The 20,103-nt window shown below is 62.7% G+C and carries 17 protein-coding genes; 3 read left to right on the top strand and 14 right to left on the bottom strand.

All coding sequences use genetic code 11. The features are described from left to right. Nucleotides 1-5 precede the first annotated feature (5 nt). The gene (rho, locus tag BJI67_RS02870; protein ID WP_070071745.1) at nucleotides 6-1,265 is read left to right on the top strand and encodes a transcription termination factor Rho; all 1,260 of its coding nucleotides are present in this window, start codon (nucleotides 6-8) and stop codon (nucleotides 1,263-1,265) included. Nucleotides 1,266-1,293: 28 nt separating this feature from the next. On the opposite strand, the gene BJI67_RS02875 is transcribed toward rho, so the two are convergent. The 3 genes from BJI67_RS02875 to BJI67_RS02885 all read right to left on the bottom strand — a co-directional run bounded on the left by BJI67_RS02875 (nucleotide 1,294) and on the right by BJI67_RS02885 (nucleotide 5,990). After that, on the bottom strand, nucleotides 1,294-3,771 hold the full coding sequence (locus BJI67_RS02875; protein WP_070071746.1) for a glycogen/starch/alpha-glucan phosphorylase: 2,478 nt from the start codon (nucleotides 3,769-3,771) through the stop codon (nucleotides 1,294-1,296). 97 nt (nucleotides 3,772-3,868) lie between these two features. After that, nucleotides 3,869-5,149 (bottom strand): phosphoribosylamine--glycine ligase, encoded by a 1,281-nt coding sequence (purD, locus tag BJI67_RS02880; protein ID WP_070071747.1) that lies wholly within the window; start codon nucleotides 5,147-5,149, stop codon nucleotides 3,869-3,871. A 22-nt stretch (nucleotides 5,150-5,171) separates the two neighbouring features. Further along, nucleotides 5,172-5,990, bottom strand: a complete 819-nt coding sequence (locus BJI67_RS02885) for a LabA-like NYN domain-containing protein (protein WP_231940889.1) — start codon at nucleotides 5,988-5,990, stop codon at nucleotides 5,172-5,174. 184 nt (nucleotides 5,991-6,174) lie between these two features. Between BJI67_RS02885 and ggt the strand changes: the two genes are divergently transcribed. After that, entirely contained in the window at nucleotides 6,175-7,839 is a 1,665-nt protein-coding gene (gene ggt / locus BJI67_RS02890; protein ID WP_231940890.1) for a gamma-glutamyltransferase, read from the top strand. A gap of 3 nt (nucleotides 7,840-7,842) precedes the next feature. Further along, nucleotides 7,843-8,637, top strand: coding sequence for a sulfite exporter TauE/SafE family protein (locus tag BJI67_RS02895; protein ID WP_070071749.1), 795 nt, complete (start codon nucleotides 7,843-7,845; stop codon nucleotides 8,635-8,637). A 6-nt stretch (nucleotides 8,638-8,643) separates the two neighbouring features. Here the strand turns inward: BJI67_RS02895 and BJI67_RS02900 are convergent, their stop codons facing one another. The 11 genes from BJI67_RS02900 to cutA all read right to left on the bottom strand — a co-directional run bounded on the left by BJI67_RS02900 (nucleotide 8,644) and on the right by cutA (nucleotide 19,876). Continuing rightward, nucleotides 8,644-10,119: a sensor domain-containing diguanylate cyclase gene (locus BJI67_RS02900; protein WP_070071750.1), complete on the bottom strand. Its 1,476-nt coding sequence runs from the start codon at nucleotides 10,117-10,119 to the stop codon at nucleotides 8,644-8,646. A 23-nt stretch (nucleotides 10,120-10,142) separates the two neighbouring features. Next, the gene (gene purH / locus BJI67_RS02905; RefSeq protein ID WP_070071751.1) at nucleotides 10,143-11,711 is read right to left on the bottom strand and encodes a bifunctional phosphoribosylaminoimidazolecarboxamide formyltransferase/IMP cyclohydrolase; all 1,569 of its coding nucleotides are present in this window, start codon (nucleotides 11,709-11,711) and stop codon (nucleotides 10,143-10,145) included. Between the two features lie 64 nt (nucleotides 11,712-11,775). Then, nucleotides 11,776-12,066 carry a helix-turn-helix domain-containing protein gene (locus BJI67_RS02910; RefSeq protein WP_083250585.1) on the bottom strand — a complete coding sequence of 97 codons (291 nt, stop codon included), beginning with the start codon at nucleotides 12,064-12,066 and terminating at the stop codon, nucleotides 11,776-11,778. Beyond that, nucleotides 12,063-13,064: a tRNA dihydrouridine synthase DusB gene (gene dusB, locus BJI67_RS02915; protein WP_070071752.1), complete on the bottom strand. Its 1,002-nt coding sequence runs from the start codon at nucleotides 13,062-13,064 to the stop codon at nucleotides 12,063-12,065. Before dusB ends, BJI67_RS02910 begins: the two co-directional genes overlap by 4 nt. A gap of 108 nt (nucleotides 13,065-13,172) precedes the next feature. Further along, nucleotides 13,173-13,928 carry a DUF3426 domain-containing protein gene (locus tag BJI67_RS16620; protein WP_083250586.1) on the bottom strand — a complete coding sequence of 252 codons (756 nt, stop codon included), beginning with the start codon at nucleotides 13,926-13,928 and terminating at the stop codon, nucleotides 13,173-13,175. Between the two features lie 43 nt (nucleotides 13,929-13,971). Then, nucleotides 13,972-14,850: a 50S ribosomal protein L11 methyltransferase gene (gene prmA, locus BJI67_RS02925; RefSeq protein WP_070071754.1), complete on the bottom strand. Its 879-nt coding sequence runs from the start codon at nucleotides 14,848-14,850 to the stop codon at nucleotides 13,972-13,974. A 20-nt stretch (nucleotides 14,851-14,870) separates the two neighbouring features. Beyond that, complete coding sequence (gene accC, locus BJI67_RS02930) at nucleotides 14,871-16,211, bottom strand: acetyl-CoA carboxylase biotin carboxylase subunit (protein ID WP_070071755.1); 1,341 nt, start codon at nucleotides 16,209-16,211, stop codon at nucleotides 14,871-14,873. A gap of 17 nt (nucleotides 16,212-16,228) precedes the next feature. Beyond that, nucleotides 16,229-16,687: an acetyl-CoA carboxylase biotin carboxyl carrier protein gene (gene accB, locus BJI67_RS02935; protein ID WP_070071756.1), complete on the bottom strand. Its 459-nt coding sequence runs from the start codon at nucleotides 16,685-16,687 to the stop codon at nucleotides 16,229-16,231. Nucleotides 16,688-16,696: 9 nt separating this feature from the next. Next, nucleotides 16,697-17,149 (bottom strand): type II 3-dehydroquinate dehydratase, encoded by a 453-nt coding sequence (gene aroQ / locus BJI67_RS02940; protein WP_070071757.1) that lies wholly within the window; start codon nucleotides 17,147-17,149, stop codon nucleotides 16,697-16,699. 118 nt (nucleotides 17,150-17,267) lie between these two features. Beyond that, nucleotides 17,268-19,562, bottom strand: a complete 2,295-nt coding sequence (gene dsbD, locus BJI67_RS02945) for a protein-disulfide reductase DsbD (RefSeq protein WP_083250587.1) — start codon at nucleotides 19,560-19,562, stop codon at nucleotides 17,268-17,270. Further along, complete coding sequence (cutA, locus tag BJI67_RS02950; protein ID WP_070073913.1) at nucleotides 19,559-19,876, bottom strand: divalent-cation tolerance protein CutA; 318 nt, start codon at nucleotides 19,874-19,876, stop codon at nucleotides 19,559-19,561. The genes dsbD and cutA overlap by 4 nt, the downstream gene beginning before the upstream one ends. Nucleotides 19,877-20,103: the final 227 nt, after the last annotated feature.

Genomic DNA, 20,103 nt, shown 5'->3' on the forward strand with positions numbered 1-20,103 from the left:
TAACGATGAATCTGACCGAACTCAAGCAGATGCCAGCCGCCGAGGTGGTGGAACTGGCCCGCAGCATGAATATCGAAGGCACGGCGCGTGCCCGCAAGCAGGACATCATCTTCTCCATGCTCAAGGCGCATGCCAAGAATGGAGAGGATATCTACGGAGACGGCGTGCTGGAAATTCTGCAGGACGGCTTCGGATTCCTGCGCGGCGCTGACAGCTCCTATCTTGCCGGTCCCGACGATATCTACGTTTCCCCCAGCCAGATCAGGCGCTTCAACCTGCGCACCGGCGATACGATTTCCGGCAAGATCCGGCCGCCCAAGGAGGGCGAACGCTATTTCGCCCTGCTCAAGGTCGACCACATCAACTTCGAGCCGCCGGAGAACGCCAAGCACAAGGTGCTGTTCGAGAACCTGACGCCGCTGCATGCGCAGAACCGATTGCGTATCGAGCGCGGCAACGGCAGCACGGAGGACATCACCGCGCGCGTGATCGACATCGTCGCGCCTTTCGGCAAGGGCCAGCGTGGCCTGATCGTCTCGCCGCCGAAGGCCGGTAAAACGATGATGATGCAGAACATCGCGCAGAGCATCGCTTCGAACTATCCGGACTGTTACCTCATCGTGCTGCTCATCGACGAGCGTCCCGAGGAGGTCACCGAGATGTCGCGCATGGTGCAGGGCGAGGTGATTTCCTCGACCTTCGACGAACCCGCCTCGCGCCACGTGCAGGTTGCGGAAATGGTCATCGAGAAGGCCAAACGCCTGGTCGAACACAAGCGCGATGTCGTTATCCTGCTGGATTCCATCACTCGTCTGGCGCGCGCCTACAACACCGTGGTGCCCTCGTCCGGCAAGGTGCTGACCGGCGGCGTCGACGCCAATGCACTGCATCGTCCGAAGCGTTTCTTCGGCGCCGCCCGCAATATCGAGGAAGGCGGCAGCCTGACCATCATTGCGACCGCGCTGGTAGACACCGGCTCGAAGATGGACGAGGTGATCTACGAGGAGTTCAAGGGCACCGGCAACATGGAGGTGCACCTGGACCGTCGCATCGCGGAGAAACGCGTCTATCCGGCGATCAACATCAACCGTTCCGGGACGCGTCGCGAGGAACTGCTGACCGATCCGGACGAGTTGCAGAAGCTCTGGATCCTGCGCAAGTTCCTGCATGGCATGGACGATCTCGACGCCATGGAATTCCTGTTGGGTCGTCTGCAGCAGACCAAGACTAACAACGAGTTCTTCGACGCGATGAAGCGCTCCTGAGCGCCCCGGCCGGCGGTTCCGCCGCCGGTCAGCGTTGTGAGGCGCAGTTGCGCTCGATCCCCCAGATGTCGCGGGCGTATTCCTGGACTGTACGGTCGATCGAAAAGTATCCCATGCGCGCTGTGTTGAGCAGTGCGCGCCGCGTCCATTCTTCCTTATCCCGGAAAACCTGATCCACTTGATCCTGAGCTTGTACGTAAGCCGCATAATCGGCCAGTAACAGGTAGCGGTCCTCATACAGCAAACTATCGACGATAGCTTTGTGACGATGGGGGTCGTCAGGAGCGAAGAAATCGCTCGCAATCATGTTCAGGCAGCGGGCGAGCTGGGGGTTGTCGCGATAATGATTCATCGGATCGTAACCGTTGCGGCGTAGTGCTTCGACCTCATCGGTATGCAGGCCGAAGATAAAAATGTTGTCTGCACCCACCTCGTCGCGTATTTCAATGTTGGCGCCGTCCAGGGTTCCGATGGTCAATGCGCCGTTGAGCGCGAGCTTCATGTTGCCGGTGCCGGAGGCTTCTGTGCCTGCCGTCGAAATCTGTTCCGACAGGTCGGCAGCAGGGATGATGACCGTGGCGCTCGATACCCCATAGTTGGGTATGAATACACACTTGAGGCGATCGCCCACCAGCGGATCATTGTTGACCACGTCGGCGACATCGTTGATCAAGCGGATGATCTGCTTGGCCATGACATAGGCCGGAGCTGCCTTGCCAGCGAACAGCACCACGCGCGCTGCACAGTCATCCGCATGCCCGTCGCGGATGCGGTTGTACAGGGTAACCACGTGCAGCAGCTTGAGGAGCTGGCGCTTGTATTCGTGGATCCGCTTGATCTGCACGTCGAACATGGCCTGAGGGTCGACCTGAACCCCGACCGTGCGCTCGATGTACGCGGCCAGGCGGCGTTTGTTGGCCAGCTTGATCTCTCGGAAGTTGGCCCGTGCTTCGGCGTCATCCGCCAGTGCTTCGAGTTCGGTCAGCCGGTTGAGATCGTGAACCCACTCCTGGCCGACATGCTCATCGATGAATCGACTCAGTCCGGGATTGGCCTGATGCAGCCAGAGCCGAGGGGTGACGCCATTGGTCACGTTGACGAAGCGTGCAGGCATGATGCGGTAGAAATCGTTGAACAGGGTATTGCGCAGTAGCTCGCTATGTAGGGCGGCAACGCCATTGGTGTGGTGGCTCCCCACGACTGCAAGATGCGCCATACGCACACGGCGCCCGTGATCCTCGTCGATCAATGAAACGCGACGCAGCAGATCCTGGTCTCCGGGGAAACAGTGTCTGACTTCGTTCAGGAAACGATGGTTGATGTCGTAGATGATCTGCATGTGGCGGGGCAAGACCCGGCTCATGAGTTCGACAGGCCAGGTTTCAAGTGCCTCCGGCATCAGCGTGTGGTTGGTGTAGGCGAAGGTCCTCACCGTGATATCCCAGGCTGCTTCCCAAGTGAGGTCGTGTTCGTCTACCAGCAAACGCATGAGCTCGGCGACGGCGATTGCGGGGTGAGTGTCGTTGAGCTGAATGGCGACGTGTTCCGGCAGGGCTTCCCAGGTGTGGTCGTCATCGTGGTGACGCTTCAGGATGTCCTGTAGCGATGCAGATACGAAGAAATATTCCTGCTTCAACCGCAGTTCACGACCTGCCTGGCTTGCGTCGTTCGGGTAAAGCACGCGACTGATGTTTTCCGAAACATTTTTCTGCTCGACTGCGCCGATATAGTCGCCTTCGTTGAAATATTCGAGTTCGAAATCTCTGGAGGCCTTGGCGGACCAGAGTCGCAGGTTGTTGACGTTGCCGCCGCCGTAGCCGGGCACGGGCAGGTCGTAGGGCATGGCGTATACGGTCTCTCCGTCTTCCCAGAAATGCTGCGCCTCGCCGTCGCCGCGGTAATGGGTGATGAGGTGTCCGTAGAAGCGCACCGGGTGAAGCGCCTCCGGTCGCGGTAGTTCCCAAGGGTTGCCATAGCGCAGCCAGGTGTCCGGGTGCTCGATCTGGAATCCGTCGCGGATTTCCTGGGTGAACATGCCGTATTCGTAGCGGATGCCATAGCCGAACCCGGGCAGGCACTGACTGGCGAGCGAGTCGAGTATGCATGCTGCGAGGCGACCAAGGCCGCCATTGCCGAGTGCGGCATCCGGTTCCAATTCCTCGATACGTTCGAGGTCGACACCGAATTCAGCTAAGGCTTCCCTGGCCGCGTCGTAGATGCCGAGGTTGAGCATGGCATTCACCAAGCCGCGGCCGATGAGAAACTCCATGGATAGGTAGTAAACCCGCTTGGCATCGGCTGCCTGGTAGTTGCGGCGGGTGAATATCCAGCGTTCCAGCATGCGCTCGCGGACGGCGAGAGAAACGGCATTGAGCCAATCGCGTTCGGTAGCGGATAGCGGGTCCTTGCCCAGGCTGTGGATCAGTCGCCCCCTGATCGAATCGCTCAAGGCTTTACGATCGTTCTCCAGTGGAGTGAATACGCTTTCATGGAGGATGTCGTTCATTGACGCATTCCATCTCTGGGAGGTGGCTCAGAATTCCGACATCTGGATCGACGGTTTCATGCCCTCCGGGCTGCCGCTTTCCAATGCTGATTGAGCGTCAGTTTTTTCGGGACAACGCCCGGTGCCCAATGTCGGTACGGTAATACTTGCCAGGCCATGCCACGGACTGCGCCAACTCGTAGGCGCGTGCGCGTGCATCCGCCACAGTATCGCCCAACGCCGTGGCGCACAATACCCTCCCGCCGGCGCTTAGGATGCGCCCACCGTCCAGCCGTGTGCCAGCATGGAAAAGCTTGCAGTCGTCGCCGTCCTTGGGCAGCGGGTCGAGGCGTTCGTCCTCTCGGTAGGTTTCCGGGTAGCCGGCTGCTGCGAGCACCACACCGAGCGCCACGCGCGGATCCCAATCGGCTTCGATCCGATCAAGTCGACCGTCTATTGCGGCATCCAGCAATGCAAACAGGTCACTGCGCAGGCGCATCATAATAGGCTGGGTTTCCGGGTCGCCGAAGCGGCAGTTGAACTCAAGCACCTTGGGCGTGCCTTGGGCGTCGATCATCAGGCCGGCGTATAGAAAGCCCGTGTACGGTGTGCCTTCGCTGGCCATGCCGGCCACGGTGGGTTCGATCACCTCACGCAGCACGCGTGCGTGGATCGCCGGCGTGATGACGGGAGCGGGTGAATACGCGCCCATACCGCCGGTGTTCGGTCCTCGATCGCCATCGTCGCGGGCCTTGTGGTCCTGTGAAGTCGCCATCGGCAGGATGTGCGCGCCATCGATCATGCAGATGAAGCTTGCTTCCTCCCCGACGAGGAATTCCTCAATCACCACCCGATGCCCGGCCTCGCCGAAGGCGTTGCCGGCCAGCATGTCGCGCACGGCGTCCTTGGCCTCTTCCTGGGTCTGCGCCACGATGACACCCTTGCCCGACGCAAGGCCATCCGCCTTGACCACGATCGGTGCTCCGTGGTCGTGGATGAATTCGAACGCGGGGGCGATTTCGGTGAAGCAGCCATAACGGGCGGTGGGAATCCGGTGGCGCTGCAGGAAATCCTTGCTGAAGGCCTTGGAGCCTTCGAGTCGGGCGGCGTCGCGGCTGGGCCCGAAGATGCGCAAACCCGCATCGCGGAAGGTATCGACCACACCTGCGACCAGGGGAGCCTCGGGACCGACCAAGGTCAGTCCGATATCGTTGTCCCCGGCGAAGCGCAACAGCGCAGGAATATCGCTGGCGGCAATCGGCACGTTGCGCATGCGCGGTTCGCACGCGGTACCGGCATTGCCGGGGGCGACGTAAACGGTATCCACGGCAGGCGACTGCGCGAGTTTCCAGGCGAGAGCATGTTCGCGACCGCCGCCGCCGATGACGAGAACGTTCATACGGTTGTCTCCCCCTGGGCAGTCAGTTGACGAGCACGAGCTCGGCTGCGGACGGGTCCTTCTTGTCTTCGCCGACCGGCGGGCGCAGGGTGAATTCGAAGATGTGTTCGCGCGAAGGTAGGTTGCGGGTGTCGAAACCGGGCGGTAGCTGGCTGGCGTGGAAAAATACCGTCCCATAAGGCGATCGAGGGTCGCGCGCATCGGTGATGTGCAGTCGTGTGTCGATCTGTTTCAGGTAGCGCATGAAACCGAACCCTTTGTCGTGATCGTAGTGATAGCAGATGCCGCGCAGACGTGATTCCAGAACGCCCCAGGGTTGATCCGATTTGACCGGCAACAACCCCGGAATGAGATAGCCGGACACGAACAGGTCGACCTCCTGGCGCAGGTCTGCGGAGACATTACTGAAGGCGACCAGTTCGGTGCGGCAGCCACGGTTTTGCAGGGCGCGCACGAGATAGGCAAAGTCACCGTCGCCGCTTGCGATGAGCACGCGATCAAGGCGTTCGCCCTGTAATAGAGCGTCGACCGCGAGTTCCAAATCCATGTTGGCCTTGCCATAGCGCTCGCCGTCCTCGTCGGTGTACCAGCGTACGTGTTTGACGATGACCTTGTAGCCGATGTCACGCAGCGCGGCATGGAACTGGCGGGCCCCGCTGCGGTAACCGGCGTCGCGCTCGGCGCGCTGGGCGTCATAGGCGAGGTAGGCGTTCAGATGAACCGGGTTAGCGCCATCGCGGCAAGCGAAATCGCGCAGTATGTCGAACTGCATGCGATAGCCACCGTTAAGGTGAATGTTGGACACGTCGACATAAACACCGACGCGCAGCGCTTGCGGCATGTTGGTCATAAGCAGAGGGCTGGCGACAAAGTTGCTGGGTGATGGAGCATGTGTTTCGGCTTCCGTTTACGGTAAACCGCCAATTCTACCATTCGGCCGGGTGGAGCGCCGTGGCGCAGCACACACTTGGTCGGCAAGATGCCGCATAATGTCGGGTCGGCCCATTATCCCCGGCTCCGGATCGATGAATGCTGAAAACGAGCGCATGGCTGCCACTCTGAAAGCGTATTCGCGTAATGGTGTGGTGACAGCGCCCAATGCGCTGGCCAGCGAGGTGGGGGCTGCGATACTGGCTCGTGGCGGTAATGCGATCGAGGCGGCGATCGCCGTGGCTGCGGCCATTGCCGTGGTGTATCCGCACATGAACAGCCTGGGGGGTGATGCATTTTGGTTGATCGCGAACGGCAAGGATGTGCGCGGACTCGCCGGTGCTGGGCAGGCTGGGGCCGCATATTCGCCCGATCACTATGCCAGCGCTGGATTGAACGCCATGCCGGTGCGAGGTGGCCTGGCTGCAGTAACCGTGGCGGGTGCCGTCGGCAGCTGGGGCGAGGCCTATCGTCTGAGCCGCGAATCTTGGGCGGGACGCCTGAGCTGGGCCGAGCTGCTCGAACCTGCGCGACGTTTCGCCGAGCAGGGATTCCCCGTCAGTCGCAGCCACGCGAGCATTTTGCAGGAACGACTGGATGCGCTGCGTGAGCTGCCCGGATTCTCCAGGACCTTTCTGATCGACGGCGAAGTGCCGGCGGGCGGCACGACCTGGCGCCAACCGGATCTGGCCGAAACCCTGGGCGAGCTGCAGCGTGACGGCGCGGAATGTTTCTACCGCGGTTCGCTGGGCGAGCGGTTGGCCGCCGGGTTGCGCGACGCCGGCAGTCTACTGAGGCCGGACGATCTTGCAGGCTGTCGCCCTGAATGGGTCGAGCCTCTACGACTGGATTACGCCCGAGGCACTCTGCTCAACCTACCGCCCCCGACCCAGGGTATCGCCTCGCTGATGCTGTTGGGGCTGATGGAACGTGCCGGTATTGCCGAGATGGACCCGGAGGGCGACGCCTACGTGCACCATGCCATCGAGGCGACCAAGCTCGCCTTCGCGCTGCGCGACCGTTATGTCGGCGATCCTGCGTTCGTCGAGGTACCAGTGGGTGAACTGCTGAATCCGGAATATCTCGACCGGCTTTGTACCGGTATTGACCCGGGGCGTGCGCAGCCGACGCCGGTGGTCCCGGGCCCGGGCGATACGGTGTGGTTCGGGGTGGTCGATGCTCAGGGGCGTGCGGTGAGCATGATCCAGAGTATCTATTACGAATTCGGCTGCGGCGTGGTCGCCGGTAATACGGGTGTGGTGTGGAACAACCGGGGGTGCGGCTTCGTGCTGACGCCTGGGCATCCCAATCTGCTCGCACCCGGAAAGCGGCCATTTCACACCCTGAATCCGGCGATGTATCTGGAGCGGGGGGTGCCCCGACTGGTATACGGCACCATGGGCGGCGATGGTCAGCCGCAGACCCAGGCGGCGATACTGACGCGCGCGCTGGATTTCGGTTACGCCCCGGAAGCGGCGGTGGCTGCGCCGCGCTGGCTGTTCGGCCGAACCTGGGGGGAGAGTGTTGCCGGCGTCAGACTTGAGCATCGCTTCGACCCGGCGGTCAAGGCAGGCTTGGAGCGTCGTGGGCACCGCGACGTGAGCTGGGCGCCGCGCTATGCCGATATCATGGGGCATGCGGGACTGATCCGGATCGACCGCGGCCGCGATGGCGGCCTCGAACTCTGGGCGGGCGCCGATCCGCGCAGCGACGGGGCTGCCCTGGCCGCCGGTGCGGCGCTCGACACAGCGGAGAAGTAAACCATGTTCGCTGCGTTGTTTCTGTTTCTCGCACTTGGCGTGATCGCCGGATTGCTGGCCGGCATGCTGGGTGTAGGCGGAGGCATTGTGGTGGTGCCGGTGCTGCTGGCCGCTTTCGCCTATCTCAAGTTTCCGCCGGGTGTAATTACCCATCTGGCCATCGGCACGTCGCTTGCGACCATCGTGTTCACCTCGCTGTCTGCGGTGCGTGCGCAGCAACGCAAGAAGGCGATCGATTGGCCGCTTGTGCGAGCGCTGTCGCCCGCGGTGGTAGTGGGCAGTTTCATCAGTGGTTACGTCGCGGGATGGATTCCTGGGTACTGGCTGCGCCTGACCTTTGGCGTTTTCCTCATCCTGGCTTCGATCCAACTGCTGCTCAACTGGCGCCCCCCGGGCAGCCGTGGACTGCCATCGACGCCAGGTTTGTGGGCGGTGGGCGTTGGCATCGGTACGGTGTCCGCGCTGGTGGGCATCGGCGGAGGTACACTGACGGTGCCGTTCCTGAGTTGGTGCAATGTCGACATGAAGCGGGCCGTGGCGGCCTCATCGGCGCTCGGTTTCGTACTTGCTCTGTTCGGTGCTGCGGGCTTTGTCGTCTCTGGCTGGCACGATGCGGCCCTGCCGGCCTGGAGTCTGGGTTACGTTTCGCTGCCCGCGCTGGCCGGGATCGCGGCCAGCGCGGTGCTGTTCGCCCCGCTCGGCGTGCATCTTTCGCATCGTCTGCCGGTGGCGGTGCTCAAGCGGATCTTCGGCATTCTGCTGCTTGCCGTCGCGGTGCAGATTCTGTTTTTTGCCTGAACGCGTTTAGTCGAGGCGAGCGGTGATCACGCGGTTGCGGCCTTGAGCCTTGGCTTCGTAGAGTGCCTCGTCGGCGCGTTGGATCAGTTCGTCTGGACTTTGCATCCGGTCGCCGAGTGCAGCAACGCCGAAGCTTGCGGTGAGCGGATCGTCGAAGTCCCAGGGCTCGTCGAGAAAGGCGCGCCGGCAGCGCTCCGCCAGAACTGCAGCCTGGGTCGCCGGCGTGTCGGGCAGGACGATGGCGAACTCCTCCCCACCATAGCGGGTAGCCAGGTCGGTAGTGCGAATGGCCTCGAGAATCAAACGGGCAGATTGGCGCAGCGCCTGGTCGCCAGCAGGATGGCCGTGCGCGTCGTTGTAGCGCTTGAAGTGATCGATGTCGAGCAGAAGCAGCGAAAGCGGGGTATGTGAGCGTCTCGCGCGCGCGATTTCCTTTTTCAGCACTTCGTCCAGGCTGCGTCGATTGTGCAGTCCGGTCAGGGCATCGGTGACACTCAGGTGCGTCAAATCGAGCATTGCCTCGCGCAGGGCTCGTTCGGAATTCTTGTGTTCGGTGACATCCAGAAGATCACCGATCAGATAGCGTGCATGGCCGGCCGCGTCCCTGAGTACGGCGATGCCGACATGGGCATGTACGGTATGTCCGTCGTGATGGACGTAGCGTTTTTCCATTTCGAAGGCATCGCAGTTGCCGCGCACCAGTTTGCGGATTTCCGGGGCGGTTAGACCTCGGTCTTCGGGGTGGGTGAAGCGTTCGAAGGGGTTGTCGAGTAGTTCGTTGTGCGGATAGCCCAGCATGCGACAAAGCGCGGGATTGACGTCGGTGATTCGGCTGTTGTCGACATCCACCACAGCCCTGCCGACCAAGCCATGATGAAACCCAACTTCGAGCAAGGCCTGCCGTTCATCCATATGCCGAAGCGCTGTTTCTCGTTCGCGATCAAGCAGGCCCCGTTCCATGAAGCGACCGAGCAGGCTGGCCATGAATTCAACGAGCATGGCCTGCGTTGCACCGAATTCATTTTCGGGTGATGTCTCGCTGCTGAAGCTCAGGATGGCGTAGAGCGTTCCACGGACGATGATGGGCGTGCCGATGAAGGCGGCCAGGGATATCGCTTGGGGGTAGGCCGGATGTCTCAGCGGTTGTGACGGCGGGTCATCGCCGCAGGGCAGGCAGACGGTGGCATGCGAGCGTGCGACGGCCTCGCAGCAAGTACCTGCGAGGGGGTGCCGTTCGAGCGTAAATTGTTCGGGATATTCGACGCGAATGTGCAACAAGGTGTAGGCGCCGTTCTCGACGCGGCCGATCGCTGCGGTGTTCAGGCCGAGTAGCTGCCGACCGGCTTCGAGGCAGCCTTCGGCGAACGCATCCGCGTCGTCGAAGTGATCCACGGTCAGTCTGTGCAGGTCGAACAGCCAGTGCTGTGGAAGCCCGGTTGTTGCGTCGCTTTCTTCGTCTCCTTGCGGAGAATCATCGTTCATGCCGCCATCCTAGCGTGGCAGCCTCAATGGCGGAAGTGGCGAACTCCTGTGAACACCATGGCCATACCGTGTTCATTGGCGGCAGCGATCACTTCTTCGTCGCGCATCGAGCCGCCGGGCTGGATGACGGCGGTGATGCCGGCCTCTGCTGCAGCGTCGATGCCGTCGCGGAAGGGGAAGAACGCGTCCGAAGCCATTACGGTGCCGGATACAGCCAGGCCCTCGTCTGCCGCCTTGATGCCGGCGATGCGCGCGGAGTAGACCCGGCTCATCTGCCCGGCGCCGACGCCGACCGTTTGGCGGTCGCGCACGTAGACGATGGCGTTCGATTTTACGAACTTGGCGACCCGCCAGGCGAATAGCAGGTCCTCGAGTTCCTGAGCTTCGGGTGCGCGACGGGTCACGGTCTTGAGCTCATCGGCCATTACGGCCGCCAGATCGCGATCCTGCACCAGCAGGCCGCCGTTGACGCGCTTGAAGTCGAACCCGGGCTGCGGTGCATCCCACTGACCGCTGGCCAGCAGGCGCACGTTTTTCTTCTCGGCCACCGCATGCGCGGCCGCCGGCGTGATTTCGGGGGCGATGATGACCTCGACGAACTGGCGGCTGACGATGGCGTGGGCGGTATCGCCGTCCAGCGGGCGGTTGAAGGCGATGATGCCGCCGAAGGCCGAGGTCGGGTCTGTCTGGTAGGCACGTTCGTAGGCGGTCAGCAGATTCGGCGCGACGGCGACCCCGCAGGGGTTGGCATGCTTGACGATGACGCAGGCCGGGGCGTCGAACTGCTTGACGCATTCCAGCGCCGCATCGGTGTCGGCGATGTTGTTGAAGGACAGCGCCTTGCCCTGCAGCTGACGGGCGCTGGCGACGCTGGCCTCGGCCAGGTTGCGTTCGCGGTAGAAGGCCGCGCGCTGATGGGGGTTTTCGCCGTAGCGCAGATCCTCCGCCTTGTCGAACTGCAGGCTGAGCGTGTCCGGGAAGGGCGCGCGGCTGCCGTCGGCTGCGATCGCACCGAGATAGTTCGCGACCATGCCGTCATAGCGGGCGGTGTGGGCGAAGGCCTTGGCGGCCAGCGCGAAGCGGGTCTGCAGGCACGTGCCGCCGGCCTGGCGCAATTCCTCGACGAGTCCCACATAGTCCGCCGGGTCGACGACCACGGCGACGTCGGCGTGGTTCTTGGCTGCGGCACGGACCATGGCCGGGCCACCGATGTCGATCTGCTCGATCGCCTCGGCCAGGGGGCAGTCGGGATTGGCGACGGTCGCTTCGAAGGGGTAGAGGTTGACCACCACGAGGTCGATGGCGCCGATGTCGTGTTCGGCCATGATCTCGTCGTCGATGCCGCGGCGTCCGAGAATGCCGCCGTGGATCTTGGGGTGCAGGGTCTTGACGCGGCCGTCCATCATTTCCGGAAAGCGGGTGTGCTCGGACACGTCCAGTACGGGCAGGCCGGCCGCCTTCAGGCTGCGCGCGGTGCCGCCGGTGGAGAGTAGTTCGATGCCCAGTTCGACGAGCGCCTGTGCGAGTGTTTCGATGCCGGTCTTGTCGGAAACGCTGATCAGCGCTCTGGCGATGGGTCGCTTGTCTTGCATGGGTGGTTCCGCCGCTTCAGGAAAGCCGCGCAGTATAGCGGCACGACTGCATTCATGCAGGGCGTCAGTTGAGCCCGTGATCCTGCAGCTTCTTTCGCAGTGTGCCTCGGCTGATGCCCAGGTAGGCTGCGGCCCGGCATTGGTTGCCGCGGCACTGAATCAGTACCGTTTCCAGCAACGGGCGTTCGACCTCGCTCAGCACCAGACGATAAAGGTCGCTGGGTTCGTAGCCGTTCAAGGTCTCGAAGTAATGCTGCAACGAGTGACGGACCGCTTCGGAGAGCGGCGGGGGCGTGTGCGCAGGCGCAGGCTCACTGAAGGACTTGGCCAGTTTCGTAGACGGTGGTGCGTTCATGCAGCAAGCCCCCTTGAATGGTTGTACTGGAAAAAGGACTCGATCAGACGGTATTGCGCAGTGCTGCCCTCCGCACCCAGGATGCGTTTGCTCCATGCGGCAACGTCGTCACGCGCTGTTCTTATCGTCAGCGCCCTAAGATACCAGCCAATGTGTTTGCGTGCGACCCGGTAACCGCGCTCTTCGCCATAAAAATCGTACAGGGTGCAGACGTGCTCGAGCAGCGTGTCCCGGGTCTCGTCCTGGCCTGCCTGTTCCAGTCGCTGGCCGGTGTGCAGGTAACGTTCGATTTCGCGAAAGATCCAGGGATTGCCCTGGGCGGCGCGACCGATCATCAGTGCGTCGGCAGCGGTGGCATCCAGCACCATCCGCGCCTTTTCCGGTGTATCGACATCGCCGTTGGCGACAACCGGGATAGACACGGCCGACTTGACTGCCCGGATCGTGGCGTATTCAGCCTCGCCGGAGTAGGCGCAGGCGCGCGTGCGTCCGTGTACCGCGAGAGCGGCGATCCCGACTTCCTCGGCAATCTGGGCCACGCGGACGGCATTGCGCTGCTCGGGCGACCAACCCGTGCGAATCTTGAGCGTGACCGGGATCTCGACCGCCGAGACCACGGCTTCGAGGATGCGGCGAATGAGATCCTCGTCACGCATGAGGGCGGAGCCGGCGGCCTTGTTGCAGACTTTCTTGGCAGGACAGCCCATGTTGATGTCGATGATCTGGGCGCCCTCGGCGGCATTGATACGCGCCGCTTCGGCCATCATTGCGGGATCGGCGCCCGCAATCTGCACGCTGCGGATGCCGGTTTCGCCGGCGTGATCGAGTCGCAGGCGGGTCTTGGTGCTGCCGCGCAGGTCGGGCCGCACGGTCACCATTTCGGATACGGCCATGCCCGCACCCAGACGGCGGCAAAGATTGCGAAAAGGGCGATCAGTGACGCCGGCCATCGGCGCGAGGATGAGACGGTTTGAAATAGTGTGCGCGCCGATCTGCATCTGTGTCGGAGAGGGGTAGGCCAGGAAATCAGGAAAACATAGTTGAGCGGGTCTGGATTGTAAAGACGAGCTTACGTTTTCCTCGGGAGGTCGGGCCTGTACGGTGCTTCAGTGGAAGCTGAATTCGTAACTGATGGCCTGCGGTCCTGGGTCCCTAAACGATACACTGATTTCTATCGGAGTGTTGGGTGGCATCGGCAATGCCGGGTTGATGTTGCTGGGTAGGTACTGAGCCGGTTTGAAGCGGCCGATCGCCACCAACTTGCCTTGCAGGTTGGAAAAACTGATCTCCAGCAGCGGGTAGGGTTGTGGGAAGGGGGCGGTATTGTCGATGGTGGCCGTGAGCATCAAGGCATGCGGGATGTTGGGGTGCGTGAATACGTTGCGACTGAGCAGTTCGATCCGATTGAGTGCGCGTAGCGGGGGGAGCGTGCAGCCACGAATTCGGCACAGCTGTTGCAGCCAGGGGCGCACGGCAGGTGTCTGCGCGAGCTGGCCGCGGATGCTGAGTACATACTGACCAGCGAGCAAGGCGAGCAGCGCGAGGATGCCGAGGCTCCACAATAGGGTTGAAAGCCAGCGTCCCCGGCGCGGCTTTCGTGTTCTGGCTTCGGGGATGATGTCCGCATCAGGCTCCCCAATGTCGGCGCTCTCAGACTCCGGTTCGGGCGTTCTTGGCGGGGGAGGGAGCGTATCGGGGATACCGAGCGGCAGCTGGGGGTGATGTTCATCCTCGTCCGAGAGTGTTTCCCGAGCCTCGAACACATGGCTGCATTCTCCGCAACGCACCCAGCCGTCAGCGGCCGTCAGTTGGTGGCGGCTGATTCGGTACAGGGCATGGCACTGGGGGCACTCGACGTACATGGCAGGTTAAGCATAAGGCCTGCCGCGTGGGCGGCATAGCCTGTCAGTCACGTAGGCGCCCGGACAGACGAACCCAGCCTTCCAGGGTTTCGGGTATGCTCCAGTCGATGCGTTCCGCATAGGCTGCGCCTGTCGCTTCGGCCTGGGTATCGAGGATGCCTGAGAGGAGCAACTGTCCACCGGGCTTGATATGCGCGATGAGCGTGTCGGCCAGGGCGATCAGCGGGCCAGAGAGGATATTGGCGACGACGAGGTCGGCCTGCCAGTCGCCGAGGACTTCCGGCAGGGAGGTGTGCAGAACGTTATCGTCGATATCATTGCGCGCGGCGTTGTCGCGGGTGGCGGTCAGTGCCTGCGGGTCGATATCCACACCCCAGGCCTCACGGGCGCCTAGTTTGAGCGCTGCGATGGCGAGCACGCCAGAGCCGCAACCGTAATCCAGCACGCGAGTACCGGCTTGCGCATGTCGGTCGAGCCACTGCAGACAGAGTGCCGTGGTTGGGTGCGTGCCGGTGCCGAAGGCAAGTCCAGGGTCGAGGCACAGATTGACCGCCAGGGGATCGGGTGGGTCGCACCAGCTCGGGCAGACCCAGAGCCGTTCACCGAAGCGCATCGGCTGGAAATCGCCCATCCAGGTCCGCGTCCAGTCCTGGTCCTCGACCTTAGCGATGCGCGCGGGCTGTTGCAGGGCAAACTCGGCGCACAGCGCCATGCCGAGGGCTTCGAGCGGTGTGACGGCGGGGAATAGCGCAGTCAGAGTAATCTCAGGCCACAGCGGGGTTTCGCCCGGGCCAGGTTCCAGCACGGGGTTGTCGCCAGCATCGCCGAGCGTGACCGAGAGGGCGCCAGCCTGCTCGAGCCGCTGTTCGATCTCCCCGGCTCGGTCGGCCGGGGTGGTCAGGGTGAGATTCTGCCAGGGCATGTCGGGGCGTCGGCGGGAAGCTAGAGGCCGAGTTTCTTTTCCAGATAATGGATGTTCGTACCGCCCTCGACGAACGCGGTGTCGGCGATGATTTCCTGGTGTAGGGGTATGTTCGTCTTGATGCCGTCGATGACGATTTCCTGCAGGGCGCCGCGCATGCGTGCCAGGGCGGTTTTACGATTGTCGCCGTAGGCGATGAGCTTGCCGATCAGGGAATCGTAGTTCGGCGGGACGCGGTAGCCGTTGTAGATGTGCGAGTCGACCCGGATGCCCGGGCCGCCTGGAGCATGGTACTGCGTAATGGTGCCCGGCGAGGGGGTGAAGTTGTGCGGGTCCTCGGCGTTGATGCGGCATTCGATGGCATGCCCGCGGAAGGTGATGTCGCGCTGGTGGAACGGCAGTTTCTCGTCTCCGGCGATCTGCAGCTGCAGGCGTACGATGTCGAGACCGGTGATCATCTCGGTCACCGGGTGCTCGACCTGCACGCGGGTATTCATCTCGATGAAATAGAATTCGCCGTTTTCATACAGGAATTCGAAGGTGCCGGCGCCACGGTAGCCGATCTTGCGGCAGGCCTCTGCCAAACGTTCGCCGAGTTGGTTGCGGTCGCGCTCGCTGATGCCGGGGGCTGGCGCTTCTTCCACCACCTTCTGGTGGCGTCGCTGCATCGAGCAGTCGCGTTCGCCCAGATGCACGGCATTGCCGTGGTTGTCGGCGAGCACCTGAAATTCGATATGACGCGGCGCTTCCAGGTACTTTTCCATATAGACGGTGGGATTGCCGAAGGCGGTTTGCGCCTCGGCCCGGGTCATCGCAATGGCATTGAGCAGGCTGCCCTCGGAATGCACCACGCGCATGCCGCGGCCGCCGCCACCGCCTGCCGCCTTTATGATGACCGGAAAGCCAATGTCGCGGGCGAGGCGCAGGTTTTCCTCGGCCTGGTCGCCGAGTGGGCCGTCCGAGCCGGGCACGCAGGGAACGCCAGCCGCCTTCATGGCGTGCTTGGCGGACACCTTGTCGCCCATCAGGCGAATCGTTTCCGCCTTGGGACCGATGAACACGAATCCGCTGGATTCGACGCGTTCGGCGAAGTCAGCATTTTCGGCGAGAAAGCCGTAGCCCGGATGGATGGCGTTGGCGTCGGTAACCTCCGCCGCACTGATGATCGCCGGGATGTTGAGGTAGCTCTCGGCCGAAGGTGCGGGGCCGATGCATACCGATTCGTCCGCGAGGCGCACATGCTTGAGGTCGCGGTCCACTACCGAGTGAACGGCGACGGTCTTGATGCCGAGTTCACGGCATGCGCGCAGGATTCGCAGGGCGATTTCGCCACGGTTGGCGATGACGACTTTCTTGAGCATGGGCAGACGCGCTTTCCTCAGCCGATGATGAACAGGGGCTCGCCATATTCGACGGGCTGGCCGTTTTCGACCAGGATGGCCTTGACGACGCCGCTGTGCTCGGCCTCGATCTGATTGAGCATCTTCATCGCCTCGATGATGCACAGGGTGTCGCCGGCAGCTACGTTCTGCCCTACCTCGACGAAGGGTGTCGCGTCGGGCGCGGATGCGCGGTAGAAGGTGCCGACCATGGGCGATATGACTCTTTGTCCCTCGGGCAGTGAGCCGGTTTCTGCCGGTTCCGCAGGGGCTGCGCTTGCGGGCGGTGTGGCACTGGGTACCGGTGCGGCAGGTGCTGCGTATACCACCGGAGCCGCGGCAGCGCTGGTGGTCTGCCGACTGATGCGGACCGATTCTTCCCCTTCTTTGATCTCGATTTCGGCGATACCCGAGGATTCGAGCAGTTCGATGAGTTTTTTTACTTTGCGGATATCCATGCTGGGACCTTAGGTTGAGCGGGGCATTCCTAGCGCCGAGGCGGCAGCGTCGATCGCGAGGCGGTAGCCCGACGGGCCGAAGCCGACGATCACGCCGCTGGCGATATCGGAGAGGTACGAGTGGCGGCGGAAAGACTCCCGCGCGTGGATGTTGGAGAGATGCACCTCGATGAACGGGATATCGCTGGCGAGCAGCGCGTCGCGCAGCGCGATGCTGGTGTGGGTATAGGCCGCCGGGTTAATCACGATGTAGGACACGCCTTCCCGGGATGCCTGTTGTACGCGTGTGACCAGTTCACCCTCGTGGTTCGACTGAAAATGGACTAGATCCAGGCCGAGCGAAGCAGCGTGGCGCTGCACCTCGTCCACGATGTCATCAAGTGTCCGGGATCCGTAGACACCTGGCTCGCGGTTGCCAAGCAGATTCAGATTGGGGCCGTTGATCAATAATAATTGTGGCATGAGCGCTCTGGCCGACGAGGGCGGCTTGAATAGCGCGGAATTGTGCCGAAAAGGGGCAGAACTGTCCAGTTCGTCGCCGTATCGCCGACGATGGCCCCAGTTCGGCGGTCGTTGTCCCTCAACCGCCCACGGCGGCAACCCGTTTGACGAAGGTTTGCGGCGGCATGTAACCCACCACCTGCAGCTGGCGCTGTTCTTGCCCCTTGGCGTTGAAGAAGATGATGCCTGGCGGGCCGAACAGCCCGAAGCGCTTGAGCAGGGCCTTGTCGGCGGCATCGTTGGCGGTGACGTCGGCCTGTAGCAACACGAACCCGGAGAGGGCCTGCTGTACCTGATGATTGGAGAAGGTATAGGCCTCGAGTTCCTTGCAGGAGACGCACCAGGCGGCATAGAAATCGAGCATGACCGGCTTGCCCTTGGCGGCGGCAAGCGCACGGTCGAGGTCGTTCAGGTTCTTGATCCGGGTGAATGCGAGCGAGCGGGTCTCCTGGGCGGTCTTCGCACCGCCGCTGCCCACGCTCAGCCCCTGCAGCGGCGTGAAGACGCTGCTGCCGCCCCCGGCGACACCGATCAGCACCAGCGCTCCCCACAGGGCGAGCACGATGCCGAGTCCCTTCCATAGTTTGTGCCAGCCGGCGACGCCGGTACGGATCGGATCGAATGCACCGAGGTATACGCTCGATACGAGCAGCAGCAGGGCGGTGAGTACGGCCGTCGACCAGGCGGGCAGGAAGCGCGAGAGCATCCAGATGGCGACGCCCAGCATGAGCACGCCGAAGGCGCCCTTGATGCCGTCCATCCAGGGTCCGGCCTTGGGTAGGAAGCGTCCGCAGGCGGTGCACACGATCAACAGCGGCAAACCCATGCCCATGCTCAGCGAGAACAGGCTGAGTCCGCCAAGCAGGGCATCGCCGGTATTTGCGATCACGATGAGGGTGGCGACCAATGGGGCAGTCACGCAGGGACCGACAATGAGCGCGGAGAGAAAGCCCATGACGCCGACGCCGATCAGCGATCCGCCCTTCTGCCGGTTGCTGATCTCGGTGACCCGGCTCTGTATAAAGTTCGGCATCTGCAGGTCGTAGAAACCGAACATCGACAGCGACAACAGCACAAAGATCGCAGCGAAAGTCGAGAGTACCCAGGGGTTCTGGAACCAGGCCTGGATACTCGCGCCGGTGAGACCCACGGCCACGCCGGCGACCGTGTAGGTCAGCGCCATCGCGAGCACGTAGACCAGCGACAGCAGAAAGGTATGCCCGGGCGAGGGCGTCTCGCGCTGCCCGACGATGATGCCGGAAAGAATCGGGAACAGCGGGAAGATGCACGGGGTGAAGGCGAGTCCTAGGCCGAGCAGGAAAAACAGGCCGAGACTCATCCACAGGGGTTTGTGTAGTAGGAAATTGGCCAGACGGTCCTGCTCGTTGGTCGCCGGTGCGCTCTGTTGCGGGGCGCTTGCCCCGCTGGATGCGGCAGCTGGCGAGGCCGTGGACGCGGTTCCCGCGCTTCCCGGCATCGTCGTGCCGCCCGCAGGCAGAGTGAAGTCCACCGTCTTGGTGATCGGCGCGTAGCAGATGCCCTTGTCGGCGCAGCCCTGGTAGTGGACCTTGAGCACGCCTTCGCTGGCGGCGTCCGATGCGCGCTGGATCGGCAGGGTGACATCGAATGGATGTTCGTATATGACCTCGCGACCCAGGACCGGGTCATTCACGGTCTTACCCGGAGGCAGATCGAGCTTGCCGAGGTTGAGGCCCTGCCCCCTGATCAAGGTGACCTTGATCTGGTTGCGGTAGAGGTGATATCCCGGCGCGATGCCCCAGTGGGCGATCAGTTCGCCCTGTTTGCCCTGCTTCAGGGAGAACTGGAATGCCTGGTCGGGTTGTAGGAACTTGCCCTGAGCCTCGTTGTTCAGGTTGGCGGTGAGGGCGGCAAGTCTGCCGGAGTTGGTGGCAGTGGATGGGGTTGCCTGTGCTGTGGGTAGCGCTACCTTGAGTGTCTGCGTGAACGGCGGATAGCACACGCTTTGTTCGGCACAACCCTGGGCGGTGGCCTCAAGGGTCAGGGTGTCCGGTGCGCCGGCAGTGCGCGTGATCGGCAGGCGTACCGTGACCGGGTGAGTGAAGACCTCGACCTTGCCGAAGGTGTCGTCATGCTTGGTCTTGCCTGTGGGAATTCGCGGCGTGCCCAGCGTGATACCGGGTGTGGCGCTCTTGAAACCGAATTTGTCGCGATACAGATAATGTCCGGGCACGGTGTTCCAGCGCACTGCGACGGTGTCTGCGGACAAGGCAGTGGCGCTGGCCGGGAAGGCCTGTTCCGGCGGCAGGATGCTGCCGCCGGCATCCTGTTCGGCCGACGCGGTGGCCGGCAGGAGGGTGAGGGCGAGCAGAATCGGCAGGAATGTCTTCATCATGATGTGCTTGCTTCTATCCAGTTGAGGTAGCCGGGGAGGCCGCGGTGGATGGATGTGGCGATGATTTCCGGGAGTTCGTAGGGGTGGGCCGCGAGGATGGCGGCCTCAAGCTGCGGGTACAGGGCATCACGGGTCTTGATCAGCAGCAGGTGCTCGCTGCCCGATGTTTCCTGGTCTTGCCAGACATAGAAGGATTGCATCGCTGGCAACACGTTGACGCACGCGGCTAGCTTGTCGCGCACCAGCTGCGTGGCCAAGCGGGCGGCACCCTCCGCTTCGGGAAAGGTGGTGAATACCAGCAGAGCGTCAGTCATGGTGATCTTCTCCCGGGAGGTCGACGAATGCGGGGCTGTGATGTGATGCGCGGTGGTCGGGCCCGGCGCGAAGCGTATCATCAGTTCAACTTTGCCGTGCACTGGGATTGATATGGCCAGTCGGCCGACATTGCGGGTTATCACGATGCTCGCGGTTACATGTATAGACGTTCGCAGAGTCCCGATTATTTCAGCCGCGTGCTTGAAAACCCCGCCACGCGCCCCAA

The sequence above is a fragment of the Acidihalobacter aeolianus genome, assembly GCF_001753165.1.
Lineage (GTDB): Bacteria > Pseudomonadota > Gammaproteobacteria > DSM-5130 > Acidihalobacteraceae > Acidihalobacter > Acidihalobacter aeolianus.

Excerpts from the sequence above, each read along its gene's own strand:
- accB (WP_070071756.1), bottom strand. The coding sequence starts at position 16,687 with ATGGATATCCGCAAAGTAAAAAAACTCATCGAACTGCTCGAATCCTCG.
- dusB (WP_070071752.1), bottom strand. The coding sequence starts at position 13,064 with ATGCAGATCGGCGCGCACACTATTTCAAACCGTCTCATCCTCGCGCCG.
- prmA (WP_070071754.1), bottom strand. The coding sequence starts at position 14,850 with ATGCCCTGGCAGAATCTCACCCTGACCACCCCGGCCGACCGAGCCGGG.
- BJI67_RS16620 (WP_083250586.1), bottom strand. The coding sequence starts at position 13,928 with ATGTACGTCGAGTGCCCCCAGTGCCATGCCCTGTACCGAATCAGCCGC.
- rho (WP_070071745.1), top strand. The coding sequence starts at position 6 with ATGAATCTGACCGAACTCAAGCAGATGCCAGCCGCCGAGGTGGTGGAA.
- accC (WP_070071755.1), bottom strand. The coding sequence starts at position 16,211 with ATGCTCAAGAAAGTCGTCATCGCCAACCGTGGCGAAATCGCCCTGCGA.
- aroQ (WP_070071757.1), bottom strand. The coding sequence starts at position 17,149 with ATGCCACAATTATTATTGATCAACGGCCCCAATCTGAATCTGCTTGGC.
- cutA (WP_070073913.1), bottom strand. The coding sequence starts at position 19,876 with ATGACTGACGCTCTGCTGGTATTCACCACCTTTCCCGAAGCGGAGGGT.
- dsbD (WP_083250587.1), bottom strand. The coding sequence starts at position 19,562 with ATGATGAAGACATTCCTGCCGATTCTGCTCGCCCTCACCCTCCTGCCG.
- ggt (WP_231940890.1), top strand. The coding sequence starts at position 6,175 with ATGAATGCTGAAAACGAGCGCATGGCTGCCACTCTGAAAGCGTATTCG.
- BJI67_RS02900 (WP_070071750.1), bottom strand. The coding sequence starts at position 10,119 with ATGAACGATGATTCTCCGCAAGGAGACGAAGAAAGCGACGCAACAACC.
- BJI67_RS02885 (WP_231940889.1), bottom strand. The coding sequence starts at position 5,990 with ATGCCGCAAGCGCTGCGCGTCGGTGTTTATGTCGACGTGTCCAACATT.
- purH (WP_070071751.1), bottom strand. The coding sequence starts at position 11,711 with ATGCAAGACAAGCGACCCATCGCCAGAGCGCTGATCAGCGTTTCCGAC.
- purD (WP_070071747.1), bottom strand. The coding sequence starts at position 5,149 with ATGAACGTTCTCGTCATCGGCGGCGGCGGTCGCGAACATGCTCTCGCC.
- BJI67_RS02875 (WP_070071746.1), bottom strand. The coding sequence starts at position 3,771 with ATGAACGACATCCTCCATGAAAGCGTATTCACTCCACTGGAGAACGAT.
- BJI67_RS02895 (WP_070071749.1), top strand. The coding sequence starts at position 7,843 with ATGTTCGCTGCGTTGTTTCTGTTTCTCGCACTTGGCGTGATCGCCGGA.
- BJI67_RS02910 (WP_083250585.1), bottom strand. The coding sequence starts at position 12,066 with ATGAACGCACCACCGTCTACGAAACTGGCCAAGTCCTTCAGTGAGCCT.